Origin of the sequence: Pseudomonas sp. P116, from assembly GCF_020149425.1 — a bacterium.
GTDB classification, from domain to species: domain Bacteria; phylum Pseudomonadota; class Gammaproteobacteria; order Pseudomonadales; family Pseudomonadaceae; genus Aquipseudomonas; species Aquipseudomonas anatoliensis.
The window spans coordinates 91,950-105,872 of record NZ_JACVHB010000001.1; the positions used below are offsets into that span (position 1 = coordinate 91,950).

Here is a 13,923-nt window from a genome sequence, read left to right on the forward strand (position 1 = left end):
AATGGCGCTGTAAACGCCGCGCCAGCGCGAAATTAACAACGATTAACTCGTCAGTCACAGCGCCCCACTCAACAATGAATGCCTCTGCGCAGCGTTGTTTTTTTGATTGAGGGAGAGCGCTGACCGTGCCTTCCCCACCGACACGGACATTGGCCATGGCTCAATTACACCCCACCGTCGCCCTCGCCCCTGCCAGCGAACCGCGCAAAAGCGGGATCGGCGGACTCAGCCCGCAACGCGAACGACGCGTCAAGCAACTCATCCTCGAACGCCTCGGCGAAAGCCTGGAAGTCACCGAACTGGCGCAAGCCTGCTCACTGTCACGCAGCCACTTCTCCCGGGCATTCAAGTGCAGCACCGGGCTCTCGCCGCAAGACTGGATCCGCACCCAACGCATCGCCCGCGCCAAACTGCTGATCCAGCACACTGGCCTGAGCCTGACGCAAATCAGCCTGGAATGCGGTTTCTGCGATCAGGCGCATTTCTGCCATATGTTCACCCGCAGCGAAGGCATCAACCCTTTTGCCTGGCGCTGTCAGGCCATGCGTGAACTGAAAAACCAGCGCCCACAACCCACCACGTTTTGATCTTGACGCCTGCCTTGCCCGTTGCACTGACGCTCAAACCTGAGGATTATGCCCGGACACTCCGGAATAGACGGCCTGCGCGCATGCCAAGCCCTGTTCCGGCATGCCCGTCGCAGCACCGCAGGAGTGAGTTGTTGAGTCTTCCCCCGAATCAGGCCCTCGGTTTCGGCCCCTATCGGATTCATCCCGGGCAACGGCTGCTGCTCGAGGGCGATCAGCCATTGCGCCTGGGTCGGCGAGCGATGGACATTCTCCTGACTCTGCTGGGCCACGCCGGCGAGGTGGTGAGCAAGCAGCACTTGATGGCCACAGTCTGGCCGGACAGCGTCGTCGAAGACATCAATCTGCGCGTGCACATGGCAGCGCTGCGCAAGGCCTTGGGCGACGGTCAGGCAGGCCAGCGCTATATCGTGACCGTGGCGCAACGCGGTTACAGTTTTGTCGCGCCGATCCTGCACGAGTCTATCGAGCAGCGACCGGCAGGCGATGCCGTCGGCCGGCACAATCTGCCCCTGCGGCGCACGCGAATGATTGGCCGTCAGCCGCTGGTCGACCAGTTGATGACGCAACTGCCGCGCCGACGCTGCATCACCCTGGTCGGCCCCGGTGGCATCGGTAAAACCACGGTGGCCTTGCGCGTGGCTGAACAGTTGATCGGGCATTATCGCGACGGCATTCGGCTGGTGGATCTGGCGCCGCTCAACGACCCACAGCTGATTTGCTCGCATCTGGCAGCGCTGCTGGACCTGTCACTGCTCGAAGGCGATCCGCTGGTGTGTCTGGTCAATGGTTTGCGCGAGCGCCAGATGCTGCTGGTGCTCGACAACTGCGAACACCTGATCGACGCCGTTGCAGCGCTCAGTGAAAGCATCCTGCGCGGCGCCGCGCAGGTGCATATTCTTGCCACCAGCCGCGAAAGCCTGCGCGCGGAAGGCGAATTCGTGCAGCGTCTGGAATCTCTCGACTACCCACCGTTGCCTGGTGAACTGGATCGGACCCAGGCGCTGGGCTTTTCCGCGTTGCAGCTGTTTGTCGAACGGGCGATGGCCGCGCAGGAAAGTTTCGAGTTGAGCGACGCCCAGTTGCCGCAAGCCATCGAGATTTGCCACCGACTGGACGGTATCCCACTGGCGCTGGAACTGGCAGCAGCGCAAGTCGCCGAACTGGGGCTGGACGGCTTGCTGACGCAGTTGCAGGGCCGCTTGCCACCCTTGGCGGCGGGTAACCAGAGTAGCGCCGAGCGCCATCTGACTTTGCGCGCCACGCTGGACTGGAGTTTCAACCTGCTCGATCGCTGCGAGCAAACCTGCTTGCGTCGACTCGGTGTGTTTCGCGGCGGGTTTACTCTGGAGTCGGCGGCGGCCGTCATCGTCGGTCAGCAGATCGACCCCGCTGCGGTGTTCGCCTCGATCACGCAATTGGTGGCCAAATCCCTGCTCAGTGTCGAGGTGGGTGATGAAGAGGTGTTCTATCGCCTGCTCGATACGACACGCCGCTATGCCCTGGAAAAACTCGATGTCGCGGCTGAACTCGATGAGACCCGCCAGCGCCACGCCGAACGTTGCCTGACCCTGATGCAGCAGGCGCAATCGCACTGGGAAAACACTCCCACTACGTTGTGGATCGAGCGCTATGCCCGAGGTCTGGAGGATTTGCGCGCAGCGCTGGAGTGGAGCCTGGCCAGAGACGGGGCGGATGATCTGGGCATTCAGCTGACCGCGGCCTCGGCGCCGTTGTGGCAAGAGTTGTCGCTACTCAAGGAATACGGCGGCTACGTGCGCCGGGCGTTGCATTTGCTGGATGAACTCGACGACCCCTGCCCACACCTGAAAATCGCTTTGAAACTGGCTCTGGGCAGTGCCTGTTATCACACTTGGGGCGCCACCCCGGAGACCATCGAGGCTTTTGTCGACGCCCGCCAACTGGCCCACGCCCACGCGGATATCGCCGGCCAACTGCGCGCAATATCCGGGCATCTGGCGGTCAATCTCAGTTGCGGCCATTACCGGATGGCGCTGGAGCAGAGCGAACAATTCGACCGCCTCGGCCTGCATGGCGACCCGTTGCTGTCGCTGAGCACGCACCGCTTGCGGGTGCTGGCCCTGCATTACGCTGGCGACCAGCCACAGGCGCGTATTCATGCCGAGCAAGTGCTTGAGCGCATGGCGCACAGTGGCCATCTCAACCGCTTTACCCACGGTTTTGGCGTGCAGTACGACCAGAGCGTCGCCTCGCTGACCGTGCTCGCCCGGGTGCTGTGGCTGCAAGGATTTCCCGAGCAAGCGTGGCGCACGGCGCGACAGGCGCTGGACATTGCCGTGCAGATCAATCACGGCACCTCGATCTGCTACACCCTGGCATTGGCCAGTTGCCTGATCGCCCATTACAACGGCGACAAGCAGAACGCCCGGGCGCTATTGCATCTGTTGCTTGAGCAAGCACAGAAGCATTCGGTGCTGTTGTTTTATCGCTGGGCGCTGCATTACGCGCAGGTGATCGACGCTGAAGCCGCTATGCCCGTACCGGCGGATGGCAGCGGGCTGGTCCGGGAAATCATGGTGACGCTGGATGAGCGCTTTGTTGATGATGATTTGCTGAATCGGGCGCTGGCCGGTGATGCGGGGTGGAGCACGGCGGAGATTTTGCGGGCTCGGGCGAATGCGTTATTGATTGGAGATTTGAATCATCTGGGCGGGCCTCATCGCGGGCAAGCCCGCTCCCACAGTGGATCTATATTGAACCCGAAATATCGGTATACCCTGAAATCCTGTGGGAGCGGGCTTGCCCGCGATGAGGCCCGTCTGGACGCCGCAAATATTCAGGAAGCCGAAGCCATCCTGCAACAAGCCCTGTCCATCGCTCGCACCCAAGGTGCCCTGGCCTGGGAATTGCGCAGCGCCACCTCGCTCGCCCAGCTCTGGCAACGTCAATCCCGCCATCATGAGGCGCTGGATCTGCTAACGCCGATCTACCAACGTTTCACCGAAGGCTACGCCACGCCGGACCTGTGCAAAGTGCGCCAGCTACTCGACGAGTTGCGCGATCCCGTACTCGCTTGATGCATGACGCACACGACTGATAAAGCGCGCATGTCGGCGCTCCAGATCAATGCCTTCACCGCTGCGCTCAAGTTGTTCGCGGCCATAACGCCGGGTGGTATTGAGCATCCGGTATCTGCCCGCGCCAGCGCCCTGCTCCACCGCCAGCAATGACTTGTGTACCAACTGCTCGATGACCGCCGTGAGTCGCGACGAAGGCAGTTGCGGGCAGCTGATCACGCCCAGCGCCGCTTCCAAAGTGAAGGCCAGTTTGAACACCGATAAGCGTTGCAGCACGCGCTGCTCCTGCTCGGTCAAGCGCTGATAACTCCAGTCGAGTGCAGCCTGCATGGATTGATGACGCGGCACCGCCGTGCGCCGGCCGTGGTTGAGCAATTGCAGGCCATTGGTCAGTTGCGAGTGCAGTCCAACCAATGCCAATGCGTCGATCTGCGCCGCCGCCAGCTCGATCGCCAGCGGCAGGCCGTCTAGCTGACGACAGATCTCGCGCACGGTGGGCAGATCCTGTTCGCGCAAGCTGAAATCATGCTGGCGAGCGCGGGCACGGCTGACAAATAGCTGCACCGCCGGATAGCCCATGGCTTGCGCGACGCAATCGACTGCCGAACTGTTAGGAAAAGTCAGCGGTAACAACGGTTGAACGGTTTCCAGACTGGCCTGCAAGGCCTCACGACTGGTGGCAAGAATCGTCAGTTGCGGCGCGGCGCCCAGCAGTGTGTCGACCACTGCCTTGCAGGCCTCGCGCCGGTGTTCGCAGTTGTCCAGTACCAGCAATGCATGACGCGCGCGCAGCGTGGCGAAATCGCAATTCAGGGCGTGCAGCAGATGTTCCAGCAAAGGTGTTTCGACATCGACCTGTGCCAGATCGACCAACCACACGCCATCACGAAAATGTTGCAGCAGGAGTTCTGCCACGCGCTGCGCCACGGTGGTCTTGCCGACACCGGCGGGCCCGGTCACCGTCATCAACCGACACAGGGGCAGGCGCCGCACCATACCGCCAACCAGCGCATCACGGCCAGTGATCGGGGTCAGCCGCGCGGGCAAATTGTGTTGCGGTGCTTGCAGCCGTTCGAAGACTACTGGCGGCACGCTGTCGTAATGCACCGGGGCGACAAAGCTATACCCGCATTGCGGCACATTGACGATGTAACGCTGCCCATTCTCACCATCGCCCAACGCCCGCCGCAGCGCAGCGATGTGCACGCGCAAGTTGATTTCTTCAACCACCGACGTCGGCCAGACCTGAGAAATCAATTGCTCCTTGCTGACCACTCGGCCGGCCCGCTCGACCAGCACCTGGAGAATATCCAGCGCACGACCGCCCATGCGCAACTGCCGATCCCCTTCGAGGATCAGCCGCTGGCGCAAATGAAACGCGTAAGGGCCGAAACGCAGCACCGTCGCCGAGTTCACATCGTTGAGATTGTCCATGCCAACTATCTTGGCAGCCTCAGATGACGGCACAACCGCCACACAGGACGCCGCACGGACATCCGGGTGCTCTGGACGGACAGAACCGCTCTAGCTGAACTGTTCGCGGTACTGCGCAGGCGTCAGGCCAAGCTTTTCAGCGAACAGCGAACGCATGTGCCGCACGCTGCCGAAACCGCTTTTATAGGCCACGGTTTTCAGCGGCAGATCGCTGGTTTCGAGCAAATTACGTGCACAGTCGATGCGCGCACTTTGCAGAAACTCCATCGGCGTCATGTTGACGTCGCGGGCAAACACCCTGGCGAAATGCCGCGCACTCATATTTGCCAGCCCCGCCATGCGCTCGACGGTGAACGCCTCATCGAGGTGTTCCAGCACATAGTTCTGCGCCCGGGTGACGGGGGTTTCCTGCGGTGCCACAGCCGCCATCAACGGACTGAACTGGGCTTGACCGCCCTGGCGCTTCATCACCACCAGCAACACTTTGGCCACATCCTGGGCGAGTTTCTTGCCATGATCCCGGGCGACCACGGCCAACGCCATATCGATACCCGCAGTAACGCCGCCCGAGGTAATCAGCTTGCGGTCTTCGACGTAGATCTGATCGGTCGTCACATTGGCTTTCGGGAATCCCTTGATCAGGCGTTCGGTGTAATTCCAGTGCGTGGTCACGCGGTAACCGTCGAGCAATCCGGCATGGCCAAGCACGAAGGCGCCCGTGCAGATCGAGCCATACCGCTCGGCACGCTGCACGGCACCGGGCAACCAGGCGAACAGTGTCGGGAATTTTTCGTTATAGGCACCCGGGCCACCCGGCACCAGCAGCAAGTCGTAGCGCTCGTCGTTGTCACCGATAGGCAGGTCAGCGTGCACGCATACGCCATTGGAGGCGCGCAGCGGGCCGCGCTCGGTCCCAAGGGTGATCAATTGATAATGTGATTCTGCCTTGAGGAAACGATTGGCAACCGAAAACACTTCCATCGGCCCGGCCATATCAAGCAGCAGAAAGTCGGGGAACAACACCATTGCCACGGTTTTCATGGGTTTACGTCACTGATCAAAAAAAATAAACACAACAGTCAGGCTGAGCATTATGGCCAAGCGAGCGCTGAACGTCGGAAAAGAATGCGTGAACTGGCGAGCAGAACTGTCAACCTCATCGCGACAGTGTTTCAGTTTCCATCTACTTATTGCTTCAAACGGTTAACAGTAAGCTTCTCCTCACTCGGACGAATTCACGTCCCGCCAGGAGATTTCATCATGCTGACTCTTCGCAAAGCCTCCGATCGTGGCCTCGCCAATCATGGCTGGTTGAAGTCGTTCCACACCTTTTCCTTTGCCAGCTATCGCGATCCGCGTGAACAGGGCTTTTCCGACCTGCTGGTAATCAACGATGACCGCGTTGCCGCCGGCAAAGGTTTCGGCCAGCATCCGCATCGCGACATGGAGATCTTCTCCTACGTACTCGAAGGCGCGCTGGAACATAAAGATACCCTGGGCACCGGTTCCGTAATCCGCCCCGGCGACGTACAACTGATGAGCGCCGGCAGTGGCGTGGCGCACAGTGAGTTCAACCATTCGGCCACCAAACCTGTGCACTTCCTGCAAATCTGGATCGTGCCGGAAGTCAGCGGCGCCAAACCGCGCTATCAACAGGAGCACTTCAGCACCCAGAAAAAACGCGGTCGGCTGCAATTGATCATTTCGCCTGACGGCAGCAACGGTTCGTTGAAAGTACGCCAGGATGCGCGAGTGTTCGCCGGGCTGTTCGACGGCAAAGAGAGCGCTACGCTGGAACTGCCCGCCAATCGTTACGCCTACGTGCATGTGGCGAGCGGCAGCGTTGAACTGAACGGCCAGCGATTGCAGGAAGGTGACGGCGTGCGGGTTCGCGAAGAACAGGCGCTGACGTTGAGCAATGGCGTGGACGCCGAGGTGCTGGTGTTTGACTTGCGGCCGCAGGAGTTGCCGCAGATGCCATGAGGTTGCTTGACGACCACAAAAAACGGCCTTCTTTTGAAGGCCGTTTTTTATGGCGGTGGTGTAAGTGAGGGTAATGCCAGCGGTGACGGTGCATGTATATCCTTGCCCGCTTGAACCGCCGCCAGGGTGGTTTGTATCGCGACATACATGTTGGCTTGATTCGCGTAATAGGCCCCTGCGACGATGGCAACAATTCCAAGCAACTGGACGACAGTGGCTGCCCAGACATTAGCCTTGACGGTAGCCCCTTGCCTCGCGGCTTCCTCAGCTCCCCGGGAAATTTTTCGCATCTCCTGCGAAATCAGGTCGTAGCGTTTGTCTCGTTCAATTTGAGTCTGATCTCGCGCCTTGTCCCGCTCGCTCTGAATCGCAAGGAACTCGCGGATTTCTGCGCGTACACCGTCGATTCGAGCATCCATTCTGGTTTCAATGGTCTCGATCCTGGCATTGAATTCTTCGCGGCTTACCGTGCTCATGACTTGAGTATTCCGACCTTTGCTCGATGTCTCACTGACTGGATATTGATGTAACTCACTGGCTTTCAATCCGATCCCCTTCCATGGTTACCGATACCCGTCCCTGGTTTATCACTCACAAGCGTGATTTCTATCGCGGTGAGTTGCAGCAACAATAGAGCCCATCAACCAAGCCCGCAAGCCAGCGGATTCTGCCTGAGTTGTAGGCCGTTTCGTCAGGTAACGTAGCTTCTCCAAGGCACGTCAGACACTCACTCATTCTCCAGCGCAAACCCTTCGACAATCTGCTCGATTACCGCCCGAACCCTTGCGGTATGGCGCAAATCCGCGTGGGTCACCAGCCACACTTCATAGGGCTGCGGGCGATTACGCTCCGGCCAGAGCCTGACCAAGCCATCGCGTTCGCCCATGTACACCGGGATTTCTCCTACACCCAGACCTGCCGCAATCGAGCGGCGCACCAACAGGCTGGAACTGAGACTGGCGACGATACGCCCGCGATGCAGAGGCTCGGCGACCAGCGTCATGTCCTTGTTGCTCTGCAAATACGGCTGGTAAACCACCAGGTCATGGCCCTCGAAAGCCGCGCCCTGAGCAGGAATGCCATGAGTGTCGATATAAGCCTGTGAAGCGAACAACCCCACCGGCCATCGGGCAATCCGCCGTGCGATCAGGTCTGGATTGTCAGGTCGGGTATTACGCACGGCGATGTCCGCCTCGCGCTTGGCCAGACTGAGGATCTGCGTCGAGGCATCGAGTTGCACGCGCACGTCTGGATGCTGCTGGTGCAGACGGGCGATGGCCGGGATCAGAAAGTCGATGGCCAGCGAGTCGGTGGTACTGACCCGCACGTTACCGGTCAGGCGATCATCCAGGCCCTGAATCTGCCGCTCCAGCTCCAGCGCCGAGTGCTCCATTTTCTCTACGTTTTTGAGCGCCGCCTCGCCAACTGCCGTCAACGCGTAACCTTCAGAGGTACGCAAGAACAGCGTCGCGCTGAGGGACTTTTCCAGCGCTGTGATCCGCCGCCCGACGGTGGCCTGATCCACACCCAGAACCCGCGCCGCGCCACGTAATGTCGATTCACGACAAACCGCGAGAAATACCCGTGCATCGTCCCAATTCATCTTGCCCCCCTTGTGATGCAGATTTGCATCGCTGCGCAGCCGATTCGCTGCGCGAATGCAGCAAACATAGCCGATATGCTGGGCGCCATAAACCTTCTCGAGATCGCGCTCATGCGTACTTCATCCTCTGCATCTGCAATCTTCGCCGGACTCTGCGCCAGTCTGGTCAGCATCGGCCTGGCACGCTTTGCTTACACTCCGCTGATTCCCGCGCTGATTCAGGCGCAGTGGTTTTCCGCCAACGACGTGGTCTATCTCGGCGCGGCCAATCTGGTCGGCTACCTGATCGGCGCCCTGCTCGGGCGGCCAATCGCACGCTACCTCGGCAATAAAAACGCGTTGCGGCTGATGATGCTGCTGGTCACCGCTGCGTTTTTTGCCTGTGCGTTTCCTTTGTCGGTGAGTTGGTTTTTTGGTTGGCGGTTGCTATCGGGAATTACCGGTGGCGCGATCATGGTGTTGGTGGCAGCGACGGTGTTGCCGCATGTGCCGGCAACCCGAAAAGGGCTGGCCAGCGGCGCGATCTTCCTGGGCATCGGCCTGGGGATTGCCGGCTCCGGGACAATTGTCCCGCCATTGTTGACCTTGGGTCTGCAATCAACCTGGTTGGGCTTGGGCGCATTGTCGTTGCTGTTGACTGCGATGAGCTGGTTCGGCTGGCCTGCCGACTTGCCGCATCCGGTTGCGCCCCAAGCGAGCGCGGCGGCTCAGCCAACCCCGCCGGGCGTGTATTTGCTGTTCGCGCAATACGCCTTCATGGCCGCAGGTCTGGTGCCAGCGATGGTGTTTCTGGTGGATTACGTGGCGCGCGGGCTCGGAGCCGGAGCGCACGTCGGCGCGCTGGTATGGGTGATGTACGGGTTGGGCGCGATTGTCGGGCCGGTGAGTTATGGCTTTCTGGCGGACAAGTTGGGCGCGCGGACGAGCATTCGTCTGGTCTTGGTGGTGCAGGCGATCACGCTCGGGCTGCTGGCGACTTCCCATTCATTTATAGCCTTGGCATTGCTGGCGGTGATTCTCGGTTCATTCCCGCCCGGCATCGTGCCACTGGCTCTGGCCCGCGTGCATGAATTGATTCCTGAACATCATCGCCAGCAAATCGCCTGGAGCCGGGCCACCGTATCGTTTGCCACGTTCCAGGCACTGGCCGGGTTTGCCTACTCGGCGTTGTTCAATGCCTCGGGTGGGCATCACTCGTTGTTGTTCGTGATTGCCGCCGGCGCGATTGCAGTGGCGTTGTTGCTGGAGCAGGCAATGAGGTGGCTGCCCTCTTCCATTGAATCGCGTGTTTGCACTCACTGAAGGGAATCATTGCCTTTAAACCACGCTCCCATCTACAGAACCTTTAATCACAGGAGTCGACATGACGTTACCCAATGAAATGACCCGAATCGAAATTACCCAACCTGGTGGCCCGGACGTTCTGCAACCCAAGCGCGTGCCGTTGCCGGTGGCCGCCGAAGGCGAAGTGCTGATCCGCGTGCACGCTGCCGGCATCAACCGGCCGGATGCCTTGCAGCGCGCCGGAAAGTACCCGATGAAACCCGGGATGAACCCGATTCCCGGCCTGGAAGTGGCCGGCGAAGTCGTGGCACTCGGCGCTAGTGTCAGCCAGTTTGCCCTCGGCGATCGCGTGTGCGCGCTGACCAATGGTGGCGGCTACGCCGAATACTGCAGCGTTCCGGCCGGCCAGACCCTGCCCATTCCGGACGGAATCGACTGGGTGCAGGCCGCTGCGATTCCGGAAACCTTCTTTACCGTGTGGGCCAATCTGTTCGGTCTCGGTGGCGCCAGCCGAGGGCAGCGCGCGCTCATCCATGGCGGTACCAGCGGCATCGGCACCACGGCGCTGATGCTTTGTCGCGAATTTGCCATCGAAGCCTTCGCCACGGCTGGTAGCCCGGCAAAATGTGCAGCGATCAGCGAGTTCGGCGGCCAACCGATCAACTACCGCGAAGAGGATTTCGCTGCGGTGATCGCCGAGAAAACCGCCGGTCAGGGCGTGAACGTGATTCTCGACATCATGGGCGGCTCCTACTTCAACAGTAACGTCAGCGCTCTGGCGATGGATGGGCGATTGGTGATGCTGGGCTTCCTTGGTGGCGGCAAGGCAAACGACGTCGATCTGCTGGCGATCCTGGGTAAACGCGCGGTGGTCACCGGTTCGCTGTTGCGCGCACGCACTGCGGCGGAGAAATCGGCCATTGCCGATCAATTGCGCGAGCACGTTTGGCCGGTGCTGAGTGCCGGTCGCTGCCTGCCGATCATCGACAAGGTCTATGCACTTGAAGAGGCGGCACAGGCCCATGCACACATGGAGGCCGGCGATCATATCGGCAAGATCGTGCTGAAGGTGAACTGAGCCGTTGCAGCATTTTGTAATCGTTGCGTACGGGCGGTGGTCGAAAATATCGCGCGCAGACCGAGGCATCTGGTAAAAAGCGTTCTTTGTCTGCGCCGTGGTGAAACGTTTAATGTTCCTGTCCTTCATGACTCGTCTGCGCCGTCGCCGCTTGGCGTTTGCCTGCATGGCCGCTTTGATTATCGGCGTGCCGACGAGTTGTGCCGTGCTGGAACATACCGAGCGCAAACTGTTGTTTCGCATCGAGCCGGGCAATGCCGGCTGGTATCGCGGTTTGCCGGGCAGCGTGCAGGAACTCGATCTGCAACCCAAGAGTTTCAAGGCCGGACAAAACATTCATGCCTGGTGGTGGCCGGCGGAAAAAGCCAACGCCCCGGCGATCCTCTATCTGCATGGCGTGCGCTGGAACCTCACCGGGCAGTTGTTCCGCATCGAGCAATTGCGTGCGGCAGGTTACTCGGTGCTGGCCATCGATTACCGCGGATTCGGCCAGAGCAAGGGCGATCTGCCCTCGGAAAGCAGCGTTTACGAAGACGCGCGGGTGGCGTGGGAGCGCTTCAAACTGCTGCAACCGGATCCGAACAAACGCCTGATCTACGGCCACTCCCTGGGTGGTGCCGTGGCGGTTGATCTGGCGGCCGAACTTGGCCAGGACGCCACGCGTAACAAGACGCCGCTTGCGGTGCGCGGTTTGGTGATCGAATCCACCTTCACCTCGCTGGCGGATGTGGCTGCCGCCGTGGCCAACACCTCGTTGCCGGTGCGCTGGCTGCTGTCACAGAAATTCGATTCCATCGACAAGATTGCCGAGATTCACATGCCGTTGCTGGTGGTGCATGGCATGGCCGATGCGTTCGTGCCGCCGCGTTTCAGCGAGCAACTGTTCAACGCTGCTCAACAACCTAAACGCTTGTTGTTGGTACCCGGCGCGACGCACAACAACAGCATGGCGCTGGGCGGGCAAAATTATCGCAAGGCGCTCGATGCCTTGATGCAGACCAAACCGTTGCCACGTGTCGCGGGGCCGGCGCCGCTGCGCAATGCGCGCGACTCCTAACGGTAACCGCGAGCCTGTAAATCGAAGAGCTGCGCGTAATGCCCGGCAGTCTCAATCAAATCATCGTGGTCGCCCTGCTCCAGAATCCGGCCCTGTTCCAACACAATGATGTGATCGGCATTGCGCACACTGGAAAACCGGTGCGAGATCAGTAACGTCATGCGCCCTTCGGTGTGCTGGCTGAAATGCTCAAATACCGCCGCCTCCGCTGCCGGATCAAGGGCTGAGGTCGGCTCGTCGAGGATCAGGATATCGGCCTCACGGCGCATGTATGCCCGAGACAAGGCGATCTTCTGCCATTGCCCGCCCGACAACTCCTGACCACCGGCAAACCAGCGGCCGAGTTGTGTGGCATAACCGCGTTCCAGCCCCTCAATGAAGCGCGCAGCCATGCCTTCGGCAGCAGCGTCTTTCCAGCGCTGTTCATCACTGAATGCCGAAGTGTCGCCAACACCAATGTTTTCACCGACGGTGAACTGGTAACGGATGTAATCCTGGAAGATCACCCCGATGCGCCGACGCAACGTGTTCTCCTCCCAATCCTGCAAATCGCTGCCATCGAGCAGAATGCGCCCCTGATCAGGCCGATAAAGTCGCGTCAGCAATTTGATCAGTGTGGTCTTGCCTGAGCCATTTTCACCGACCAGTGCCATGCTTTTGCCGGGCACCAGATGCAGGTCGATGCCCTCCAGTGCCGCACGGGTAGCCCCCGGATAACGGAAGCCGACGTTCTCAAAACGCAGACCATCGCCCGGTCGCACGCCAGCGGTTAGATGACCACTATCGGCCAACACCGGCTCAGCCAGGTATTCGTAAAGATTCGACAGGTAGAGGCCGTCTTCGTACAGCCCACTGATCGCACTCAAGCTACTGCTGACCGCGCCCTGCCCCTGCTTGAACAGCACCAGATACATGGTCATCTGGCCCAGACTGATATTGCCGTGCACGGCATCGATCACCACCCAGGCGTACGCCACGTAAAACGCCGCCGTGCCGAGCAATCCTAGACCGAAGCCCCAACCATCGCGACGCAACGTCAATTGCCGGTCTTCGGCGTACAGTCTGGCGAAGGTGTCCCGGTAGCGCTGCAACAGCAGCGGCGCGAACCCGAACAGTTTGACCTCTTTGATGTACGCCTCGTGGGACAGCAAGGTTTCGATGTAACTTTGCTGACGGCTCTCCGGCGCCCGACGGGTGAACAGTCGGAAGGCGTCGCCGGAAAAATGTGCCTCGGCGAAGAACACCGGCAGCGCGCCGATCACCAACAGGGCCAGCGCCCATGGCGAAAAATGCACCAGCAGCACACCGAAGCTGATCAACATGATCAGGTTCTGGACCAGCCCCAGTGACTTCATGACCAATGCCAAGGGCCGGGTCGAGGCTTCGCGGCGTACACGCACCAGCTTGTCGTAGAACTCGGAGTTCTCGAACTGCACCAGTGACAGGGTCTGCGCCTTCTCCAGAATCAACGTATTGACCTTCTGCCCCAGCTGCACCCGCAACAACGACTGCTGCACGGACAGCGCCCGTTGCGTTGCGGACATCAACGCCAACACCCCGGCCTCCATCAGCACGTAACGCAACACCGGCCACAACGGCGCATCGCCCTGCTGCGCATGCAACTGCATCGCCGTCACCACCGCATCGACAATCCGTTGGCCCAGCCACGCCGCCAGCGCCGGCAACACACCGGCAACCAATGTCGCCAGCACCAGCCCCAGAAACAAACTGCGCGATGTGCCCCAAACCAGACGCAAGGCACGCTGCGCCTGGTCGAGCAACGAAATGACGCGCGATAAAACAGGCATAGGGCATTGAGCTCGGCAAGGGATGAGAGT

General features: G+C 60.3%; 11 protein-coding genes. 6 read left to right on the forward strand and 5 right to left on the reverse strand.

Annotated elements, in window-relative coordinates; translation table 11 throughout:
* Positions 1-155 precede the first annotated feature (155 nt).
* Together ICA15_RS00420 and ICA15_RS00425 are read left to right on the forward strand one after the other, a co-directional pair.
* Entirely contained in the window at positions 156-587 is a 432-nt protein-coding gene (locus ICA15_RS00420) for a helix-turn-helix domain-containing protein (RefSeq protein WP_210555518.1), read from the forward strand.
* Positions 588-721: 134 nt separating this feature from the next.
* On the forward strand, positions 722-3,646 hold the full coding sequence (locus tag ICA15_RS00425) for an ATP-binding protein (protein ID WP_210555517.1): 2,925 nt from the start codon (positions 722-724) through the stop codon (positions 3,644-3,646).
* Here ICA15_RS00425 and ICA15_RS00430 read toward each other — a convergent pair.
* Positions 3,611-5,080, reverse strand: a complete 1,470-nt coding sequence (locus tag ICA15_RS00430) for an ATP-binding protein (protein WP_210555516.1) — start codon at positions 5,078-5,080, stop codon at positions 3,611-3,613. The two genes, ICA15_RS00425 and ICA15_RS00430, sit on opposite strands and share 36 nt — an antisense overlap.
* Positions 5,081-5,170: 90 nt before the next feature.
* Positions 5,171-6,121, reverse strand: coding sequence for a GlxA family transcriptional regulator (locus ICA15_RS00435; RefSeq protein ID WP_150616563.1), 951 nt, complete (start codon positions 6,119-6,121; stop codon positions 5,171-5,173).
* Between the two features lie 219 nt (positions 6,122-6,340).
* Here ICA15_RS00435 and ICA15_RS00440 point away from each other — a divergent pair, with 219 nt between their 5' ends.
* Positions 6,341-7,063: a pirin family protein gene (locus ICA15_RS00440; RefSeq protein WP_150616564.1), complete on the forward strand. Its 723-nt coding sequence runs from the start codon at positions 6,341-6,343 to the stop codon at positions 7,061-7,063.
* 47 nt (positions 7,064-7,110) lie between these two features.
* On the opposite strand, the gene ICA15_RS00445 is transcribed toward ICA15_RS00440, so the two are convergent.
* Together ICA15_RS00445 and ICA15_RS00450 are read right to left on the reverse strand one after the other, a co-directional pair.
* Positions 7,111-7,539, reverse strand: coding sequence for a hypothetical protein (locus ICA15_RS00445; RefSeq protein WP_150616565.1), 429 nt, complete (start codon positions 7,537-7,539; stop codon positions 7,111-7,113).
* A 251-nt stretch (positions 7,540-7,790) separates the two neighbouring features.
* A complete protein-coding gene (locus tag ICA15_RS00450; protein WP_150616566.1) occupies positions 7,791-8,666 on the reverse strand; it encodes a LysR family transcriptional regulator in 876 nt (291 codons plus the stop codon).
* 111 nt (positions 8,667-8,777) lie between these two features.
* On the opposite strand from ICA15_RS00450, the gene ICA15_RS00455 reads away from it, so the two are divergent.
* The 3 genes from ICA15_RS00455 (at position 8,778) to ICA15_RS00465 (ending at position 12,085) form a co-directional block, all read left to right on the forward strand.
* Complete coding sequence (locus ICA15_RS00455) at positions 8,778-9,968, forward strand: YbfB/YjiJ family MFS transporter (protein ID WP_210555515.1); 1,191 nt, start codon at positions 8,778-8,780, stop codon at positions 9,966-9,968.
* Between the two features lie 61 nt (positions 9,969-10,029).
* Positions 10,030-11,028, forward strand: a complete 999-nt coding sequence (locus tag ICA15_RS00460; RefSeq protein ID WP_210555514.1) for an NAD(P)H-quinone oxidoreductase — start codon at positions 10,030-10,032, stop codon at positions 11,026-11,028.
* Between the two features lie 112 nt (positions 11,029-11,140).
* A complete protein-coding gene (locus tag ICA15_RS00465) occupies positions 11,141-12,085 on the forward strand; it encodes an alpha/beta hydrolase (protein WP_210555513.1) in 945 nt (314 codons plus the stop codon).
* Here ICA15_RS00465 and ICA15_RS00470 read toward each other — a convergent pair.
* On the reverse strand, positions 12,082-13,893 hold the full coding sequence (locus ICA15_RS00470; RefSeq protein ID WP_210555512.1) for an ABC transporter ATP-binding protein: 1,812 nt from the start codon (positions 13,891-13,893) through the stop codon (positions 12,082-12,084). The two genes, ICA15_RS00465 and ICA15_RS00470, sit on opposite strands and share 4 nt — an antisense overlap.
* Between the last annotated feature and the right edge of the window lie 30 nt (positions 13,894-13,923).